The following is a 7,132-nucleotide window of genomic DNA, read 5'->3' as shown; positions in this document are numbered from 1 at the left end:
GTGGAGGTGGAGCGGGGGTGAAGCTCTTGCCGTTAGGGATGCTTCTGCCCGGGGAAGAAGGGGTGATCAGGGATGTCGGGGAGCGGGGGAGCCTCCACTCCCGGCTGACGGCGCTGGGCCTGCTTCCGGGCCAAAGGATTCGGGTGGTGCAGAACCAGTTCTGCGGGCCGCTGATTATCGCCGTGGGTGACGGGCGTTTAGCCCTCGGCCGCGGTTTGGCCTACAAGATCCTGGTGGAGCAGGTCGGCAGGTAAGTTTCGGGGGTTTAGCGTAAGTGGTTTTTGTTCCGAAAGTTAGGTTACACTAACAAAGGAGGGGTAACGTGAGTGGAGCGGCGCTTCAGTTTGTAAAAGAAGAGGAGAGGAAGCCAGCGCAAGTGGTGTTGGCCCTGGCCGGCAATCCGAATGTAGGAAAAACCTGCGTCTTTAACAACCTGACCGGGGCACGCCAGTACGTCGGCAACTGGCCCGGTGTGACTGTGGAAAAGAAGGAGGGGGAGCTGTTCCACGCGGGGGCGCAGGTGCGCGTCGTTGACCTACCGGGGATTTACGGGCTCGGTGCCCGCGCAGCGGACGAACTGATCGCGCGGGACTTTATCCTCTCGGGTGCGGCCGACGTGATTGTTAATGTGGTGGATGCCACAAACCTCGAACGGAATCTCTACCTCACGGTTCAGCTCTTGGAGATAGGGGCGAAGGTGGTGGTCGCCCTCAACATTATGGACGAAGCGGCGGCGAAGGGCTTGAAAATTGATGTATCCAAGCTGAGTACGCTTTTAGGGGTTCCGGTCATTCCTACCGTGGCGACGAAAAAACGGGGGATGGCAGAACTCCTTACGGCAGCCTTGCAGCAAGCGCAGGAAGAGAAGCAGAGGGCGCGGATCGTACACTACGGCAAAGAGGCGGAGGAGGAGATCGCGAAGCTCGAAGCGCTGATTGGGGAGCAGGGCGTGCCGCTCAAAGAGTTTTCTTCCCGGTGGGTGGCGGTGAAACTTTTAGAAGGGGATGAGCAGGTTGAGCGCCAGTTAAGCGCCTACCCGGCGCTGCTCACCGCGGCCCGGAAGGCCGCCGCCCGACTGAAAAAGTTGACCGGGGAGGATGCCGAAACCCTGATCGCCGAAGGCCGGTACGGCTTCATCGCCGGGCTCGTTAAAGAGGCGGTTACCCGGCAGCCGACCGTGGCCGAAAAGGCCACCTTCTCGGATAAGATCGACCGGGTGGTGACCCACCGGGTTTTGGGCATCCCGATCCTCCTGGGGGCAATGTGGGCGGTCTTCAAGTTCACCTTTTGGCTCGGCGACCCGCTGGTTGGTTACATCGAGTCCTTCTTCGCCTGGTTCGGCGCGGCAGCCGCCAAAGCCATCCCCCACGACCTCCTCGCTTCCTTCGTGAACGAGGCCCTCATCGGGGGCGTGGGGTCGGTGCTCGTCTTCGTGCCGCCGATCTTCCTCCTCTTTTTGGCGCTCTCGTTCCTCGAGGACAGCGGCTATATGGCGCGGGCTGCTTACGTGATGGACCGGCTGATGTACGCCTTGGGCCTGCACGGGAAGTCCTTCATCCCGCTGGTTATTGGCTTCGGGTGCAACGTGCCGGCGATTATGGCCACCCGCACCCTGGAAAACTGGCGCGACCGGCTGATCACGCTCCTGATCACGCCGCTCATCTCCTGCGCGGCGCGCCTGCCGGTTTACGTCCTCTTTGCCGGGGCCTTTTTCGGGGCGCGGCAAGGGCTGGTGGTCTTCTCCCTTTACCTGTTGAGCATTAGCTTTGCCATCCTGGCAGGCGTGCTCCTTAAGTCGCTGGTCTTTAAAGGAGAAGAAGCACCTTTCGTGATGGAGCTGCCTCCTTACCGGCTGCCGACTTTAAGGGGGATACTCATCCACATGTGGGAGCGCGGCTCATCCTTCATCCGCAAGGCGGGTACAATTATCTTCGGCGTGGTAACGCTCGTCTGGTTGCTCAGTCACCTGCCGCCGGGGACGGCGGTGGAGCAGAGCCTTATTGGCCGTCTGGGCCAGGCCATCGCCCCGCTTTACGCTCCCTGCGGTTTCGGCACCTGGGAAGCGGCGGTAGCCCTCTTCTTCGGCGTCCTGGCGAAAGAGGTCGTGGTGGGGACGTTAGGGACGGTTTACGGGGTTGAGGAGGCTGGTTTGCAAGCCGCCGTCCAGCACCACTTCACTCCGCTTTCGGCTTACGCCTTCATGGTGCTGACGCTCCTTTATATCCCCTGCGTGGCGACGATCGGGGCGATCCGAAGAGAGGCCGGCTGGCGGTGGGCGGTCTTTGCCGTCGCTTATACCCTGGCCCTGGGCTGGGTCGCGGCTTGTCTTATCTACCAGGGCGGGCGGCTCTTGGGATTCAGATAAGCGAGAATCGTTTCAGAATCATGTCGGTGCCGGGTGTTATGCCCGGCCTTTTCCAGACGGGTAAGTTAGGTTTGTCTAACTTTACTTAAGGGGGATCACGATGGGGGTTCTCATTGTTGGCGGTGACAGGTTGGGGAAAATACCGGCGCGGCTTCGCTCCTTGGGCTTTAGGGAGATCGAGCATATCACCGGGCGAAAGAAGAGGGAAGTGCTAGTCCGACTCCGCTCCTCTCATGATCTGGTCTTGGTCTTTACCGATTTTGTAAACCACCAGACGGTCAGGGCAATCAAAGAAGAGGCGAAACGTAAACAAAGGCGGGTTATCTTTGGGCGACGCGCCTGGTCGGAAATCGCCCCGGCGTTACTGACTGCGTGTAGGGTGCGCTGACGGTGTCCAGAAGGGAGGGGAGACCAGTGACGAGCCGGTGCTTTATTCGGGGTTTAGCGGTAGCTGAAGGAAAAGGTTATACCGGGGTAACGCAGCGGGGGGAAGGGAAGAAGCTGGAGGCGGTTTTCTTTACCTTGCCAGGCGAGGCGAGCAGCGAGGCGGAAGCGGCGCTGGCAGCTTTAATCGAGGTTCTTCTCCAGCGCCGCAAGGCTACGCCGCGATAGGAAGACAGGGGGTAGGGGGTAGAAAACGCAGGAGAGGTGCAGGGGTTGTTTTGGACGCGACGCAACGATCTCTTTCACGCGGCCACCGAGTGCTTGATTGCGGCGCTGGAGGCAAGGGATTCTTATACCGCCGGCCATTCCCAAAGTTGATTTTGCGGTAGAGCTATTACCTCGCTGGCAACAGCGTTATACAAGGGTAAGGAGGTCTAAGTGCTCCTTTTCTTCTGCCCGAAACACCTAAGGGTTGGTTGCGGGGGGAGGCAGCCTTCTTTATAATGGAGATGTGACTTGGTATAACCCCGGTAGGAGATAAGACGTGAAAAAAGAGGGCGGCTTTTCTCCGGCTCTCGAGGATTACCTCGAAGCGATTCTCGACCTCGCGGAGACCAACAGGGTGGTTAGGGTTACCGACATCGCCGCGCGGCTCGGGATCGCCAAACCCAGCGTGGCTCAAGCGCTGGGCCACCTGAAACGTCTGAAGCTTGTGACCCAGGACCGCTACGGGCCGGTCTGGCTCACCGAGGAGGGGAGGGCGTGGGCGACAGAAGTGCGGCACCGTCACCGGGCCCTCTTCTATTTTCTGACTGCGGTTTTGGGGGTTCCGACGTCCGTTGCGGAGCAGGACGCGTGCCGGATGGAACACGCAGTGAGCCCCCAGACTATGGATCGCCTGCTCGCCTTCCTCGCTTCTAACCGGTGGGTTCCCGAAAGGGAGCCGGCGGCAGGCGCTGCTCCAGGAGCAGCAGAGGATAGCGGGCTGAAAGAGGAGTAATCCGTTTCGGGGCACTGTATTCAATTAAAAGGCGAGGGTCTGGCTTGCGCACGGTTACGGCAGAAGAAATCACCGCGGTGGTGGCGCGCCTCTGCCGGGAGGCGAATGTAACGCTAGAAGAGGACGTGCTCCGGGCACTGGCAGGGGCGCGGGAACAGGAGGAGTCGCCGCGGGGGCGGGACGTGCTGGGAAAGTTGCTCACCAACGCGGCGCTGGCGCGGACCGAGGGCATTCCCCTCTGCCAGGATACCGGGGTAGCGGTCGTTTTTTTAGAAGTCGGCCAGGAGGTGCGCATTGTGGGGGACCTGGAAGCGGCGGTAAATGAAGGCGTGCGCCGCGGCTACAGCGAAGGCTACCTCCGGAAGTCGGTGGTACGCCACCCGCTCGACCGCGTGAACACGGGCGACAACACCCCCGCGGTGATCCACTACCGGATCGTGCCCGGCGACCGGTTGCGGATCACCGTGGCGCCGAAAGGAGCCGGCAGCGAGAACATGAGCGCTTTGCGGATGCTAAAACCGGCCGACGGCGTGGAGGGCGTGAAGCGTTTCGTTCTCGAGGTGGTGGAAAAGGCGGGACCGAATGCCTGCCCGCCCCTGGTGGTGGGTGTGGGCATCGGCGGCACGATGGAAAAGGCAGCGTTGCTGGCGAAGGAGGCGCTGCTGCGGCCTCTTGGCAGCCGCAGCGACGATCCCCCGGTAGCGGCGCTTGAAGAAGAACTGTTAGCGGCGATCAACCGGTCCGGGATCGGGCCGCTGGGGCTGGGCGGCCGGATGACGGCGCTGGCGGTGCACGTCGAAGTGTACCCTTGCCACATCGCCAGCCTACCGGTGGCGGTGAACCTAAACTGTCACGCGGCGCGCCACCGCTCAGCGGTGCTCTGAAGACGGCTGACTTTTACTGGTGTACGGTGCTAATTTAGACTCAGGTGGAAAATCATAAAAGAGGAGTAAGCAAGAAAATGGAAATAATTAGGGTAAGACCAAAAGGGCAGGTAACGTTGCCCCTCTTTGTTCGGGAAAAGCTGCAGGTAGAAGAAGGAGATTACTTAGTATGCGAGGTTGAGGACGACCGTCTGGTTCTTTACAAAATGCCAGTTTATAAACGGGCCAGCTTTGATGACGGCATCTGGCAGCTTATTGGTTCGGCCACAGATCGAGAAGGGAAAGACGATGTTTCTGAGGAAAAGCACAAATATTTAGGTGAAAAGTTGTGAGGGTGTTTGTTGATTCGAGTGCCATTGTGGCCCTTCTTCTGAAAAGTGATCGAAACCACCAAGCGGCAGTTAAAGCATTACGTCAGCTTACCGAAGCGAAGGTAGAGCTTGTGTTATCAAACTTTGTGGTAGCGGAGACCTATAATCTTCTTGCTGTGCGGGCTTATCCGGCCAAAGCCAGGGAGTGGCTCTTAACTAATACGTGGCCGGTAGAACGAGTTACTGGCCGGGACGAGAAAAAGGCGCGCGCGATTATCGAGAAGTACGCCGATAAGGATTTTTCGTACACCGATGCCACTAGCTTTGCACTGATGGAGCGGCTTGGCTTTGATGCTGCCTTTACCTACGATCGACATTTTGAGCAATACGGAATAGCTACCCAGAAACGTCTGGGTCTTTGAGCTTAAAACCTGTGGAGGTACGCCCTTGGAACCATTAAAAATAAAGACTCCTCTGACCGACGCGGTAATTGAATCCTTGCGCGCGGGGCAGGCTGTCCTGATCAGCGGGCGGCTGCTCACCGCGCGGGACGCCGCCCACAAGCGGCTGGCTGGAGTGCTGGCCCGGGGCGAAGGGCTGCCGGTGGTCCTCGCCGGCCAGGTGATCTACTACGTGGGTCCGACGCCGGCACCGCCGGGAAAGGTCATCGGCGCTGCCGGTCCCACCACCTCTGGCCGAATGGACCCCTATACCCTCCCGCTTCTGGCCCAGGGGCTCAAGGGGATGATCGGCAAGGGCTACCGCTCGCCGGAGGTGGTGGCCGCGCTGGCCGAGTACAAGGCCGTTTACTTCGTCACCTACGGCGGGGCGGGGGCCTTGCTGGCGCAGACAATCAGAGAAGCACGCGTGCTCGCCTATCCCGACCTTGGCCCGGAAGCAATCCACGAGTTCCGCGTGGAAGATTTTCCGGCTTTAGTGGCTAACGACATTTACGGCGGGGACATCTATCAGGAGAGCAAGCGCTGGCGGCTTGGATAAGAGGGGTTGTTAGGTGTCAAGAGTGCTCTACATCGAGCAAAGCGAGTGTTACGGGTGCGGTAACTGCGAAGCGATTTGTCCGGGAGTCTTCCAGATGAACGCTACTGGTAGGTTCGCGCAGGTAGTTAATCCCGACGGCGGAGACGAGGATTGTATTTTGGAAGCGACGGCCTCCTGCCCCGCCCAGTGCATCCGGTGGGCCGAGGAGTGATTTGCGTAAGTGACGCCCGTTTTAAATGAACGGCTTCTGGGTATACCTGATATTCCCTTCGGCATAGACGAAGAGCGCTTCCTGGCGCGAGATCCAGGGGTGTGGCGAGTGGTGGGGCAGGAAGTACGGGACGGGAACTTGTAACTATCAGCAGTAAATTTGGTAACTAAAAGGATCTTGACAGTACATCGGGTCTATGTTAATTTGGGATATAGATACCCGGGGGGGGTATATTTCCCTCGTGTGGCAACGTAAAAATGGGTACCGGGTAAAAGTGGCCTATGGTTTTGATACCCTAGGGAGGCGGTGTTATGCTTAAGGAAAAACAAAAGCAGCGCAAACTGCGGCAGAGCTTTACCTGGGTGGGTTTGCCTGTGGTGGCTGTACTGGGATGGTTTTACCCCTGGCTGGGCTTCTTGTTGCTCGGGTGTATGCTTGGGGCAGTGGGGATGGCGGTCTTTCGGGGGGGGCGGACCTGGTGTGACTGGATGTGTCCCCGGGGAGCCTTTTATGATCTTTTTATTAGGCCTTTATCCCGCAAGAAGACCATCCCTGCCTTTTTGCGCAGCCGCGCCGTGCGGGTGTTCATGCTGGGTTTAATTTTCACCATGATCGGAGTACAGTGGTACATGGCCAAAGGTGATGGGGCGGCCATGGGGCTGGCCCTGGTACGTATTCTTACTATTACCACCATAGTAGGGATTATCCTGGGTCTGATTATTCACCCCCGGGCTTGGTGTCACATCTGCCCTATGGGCACCCTTGGCTCCTGGCTCTCTAAGCTCTCTAAAGGCAAAAAGCCCCTTTTCATCAGCCAATCCTGCGTTGACTGTCGAGCCTGTGCCCAGGTTTGTCCGATGCAGTTGATGCCATATAAGTATCGGAGCGAAGGGATCATGGGGGACAATGATTGCATCAAATGTGGCTCCTGTGTGGCTACCTGTCGCAGGGGTGCTCTATCCTTTGGTTCCACCCGCG

General features: G+C 58.8%; 12 protein-coding genes. All 12 read left to right on the top strand.

Translation table 11 applies throughout. From position 1 onward, the window contains the following. Positions 1-254, top strand: a 254-nt coding sequence (locus ACUVTA_RS05355; RefSeq protein ID WP_445951943.1) for a FeoA family protein, incomplete at its 5' end; no start/stop codon positions are given. A 68-nt stretch (positions 255-322) separates the two neighbouring features. Then, positions 323-2,365: a ferrous iron transport protein B gene (gene feoB, locus ACUVTA_RS05350; protein ID WP_445951942.1), complete on the top strand. Its 2,043-nt coding sequence runs from the start codon at positions 323-325 to the stop codon at positions 2,363-2,365. Between the two features lie 100 nt (positions 2,366-2,465). Further along, positions 2,466-2,753, top strand: a complete 288-nt coding sequence (locus ACUVTA_RS05345; protein ID WP_445951941.1) for a DUF2325 domain-containing protein — start codon at positions 2,466-2,468, stop codon at positions 2,751-2,753. Positions 2,754-2,779: 26 nt separating this feature from the next. After that, positions 2,780-2,977 carry a hypothetical protein gene (locus ACUVTA_RS05340; RefSeq protein WP_445951940.1) on the top strand — a complete coding sequence of 66 codons (198 nt, stop codon included), beginning with the start codon at positions 2,780-2,782 and terminating at the stop codon, positions 2,975-2,977. A gap of 316 nt (positions 2,978-3,293) precedes the next feature. Beyond that, positions 3,294-3,749: a metal-dependent transcriptional regulator gene (locus ACUVTA_RS05335; protein WP_445951939.1), complete on the top strand. Its 456-nt coding sequence runs from the start codon at positions 3,294-3,296 to the stop codon at positions 3,747-3,749. 44 nt (positions 3,750-3,793) lie between these two features. Continuing rightward, positions 3,794-4,633, top strand: coding sequence for a fumarate hydratase (locus ACUVTA_RS05330; RefSeq protein WP_445951938.1), 840 nt, complete (start codon positions 3,794-3,796; stop codon positions 4,631-4,633). A gap of 77 nt (positions 4,634-4,710) precedes the next feature. Further along, positions 4,711-4,965: an AbrB/MazE/SpoVT family DNA-binding domain-containing protein gene (locus ACUVTA_RS05325; protein WP_445951937.1), complete on the top strand. Its 255-nt coding sequence runs from the start codon at positions 4,711-4,713 to the stop codon at positions 4,963-4,965. Further along, positions 4,962-5,366 (top strand): type II toxin-antitoxin system VapC family toxin, encoded by a 405-nt coding sequence (locus ACUVTA_RS05320; RefSeq protein ID WP_445951936.1) that lies wholly within the window; start codon positions 4,962-4,964, stop codon positions 5,364-5,366. Before ACUVTA_RS05325 ends, ACUVTA_RS05320 begins: the two co-directional genes overlap by 4 nt. A 25-nt stretch (positions 5,367-5,391) precedes the next feature. Then, positions 5,392-5,943: a FumA C-terminus/TtdB family hydratase beta subunit gene (locus ACUVTA_RS05315; protein WP_445951935.1), complete on the top strand. Its 552-nt coding sequence runs from the start codon at positions 5,392-5,394 to the stop codon at positions 5,941-5,943. A 13-nt stretch (positions 5,944-5,956) separates the two neighbouring features. Next, positions 5,957-6,154 (top strand): ferredoxin, encoded by a 198-nt coding sequence (locus ACUVTA_RS05310; RefSeq protein ID WP_445951934.1) that lies wholly within the window; start codon positions 5,957-5,959, stop codon positions 6,152-6,154. Between the two features lie 9 nt (positions 6,155-6,163). Next, the gene (locus tag ACUVTA_RS05305; RefSeq protein WP_445951933.1) at positions 6,164-6,298 is read left to right on the top strand and encodes a hypothetical protein; all 135 of its coding nucleotides are present in this window, start codon (positions 6,164-6,166) and stop codon (positions 6,296-6,298) included. Between the two features lie 167 nt (positions 6,299-6,465). Further along, positions 6,466-7,132 (top strand): 4Fe-4S binding protein (locus ACUVTA_RS05300; protein WP_445951932.1); only part of this gene is annotated, 667 nt, incomplete at its 3' end.

Source organism: Thermodesulfitimonas sp. (assembly GCF_052743955.1).
This window is presented reverse-complemented; position numbering and strand designations above follow the sequence as displayed.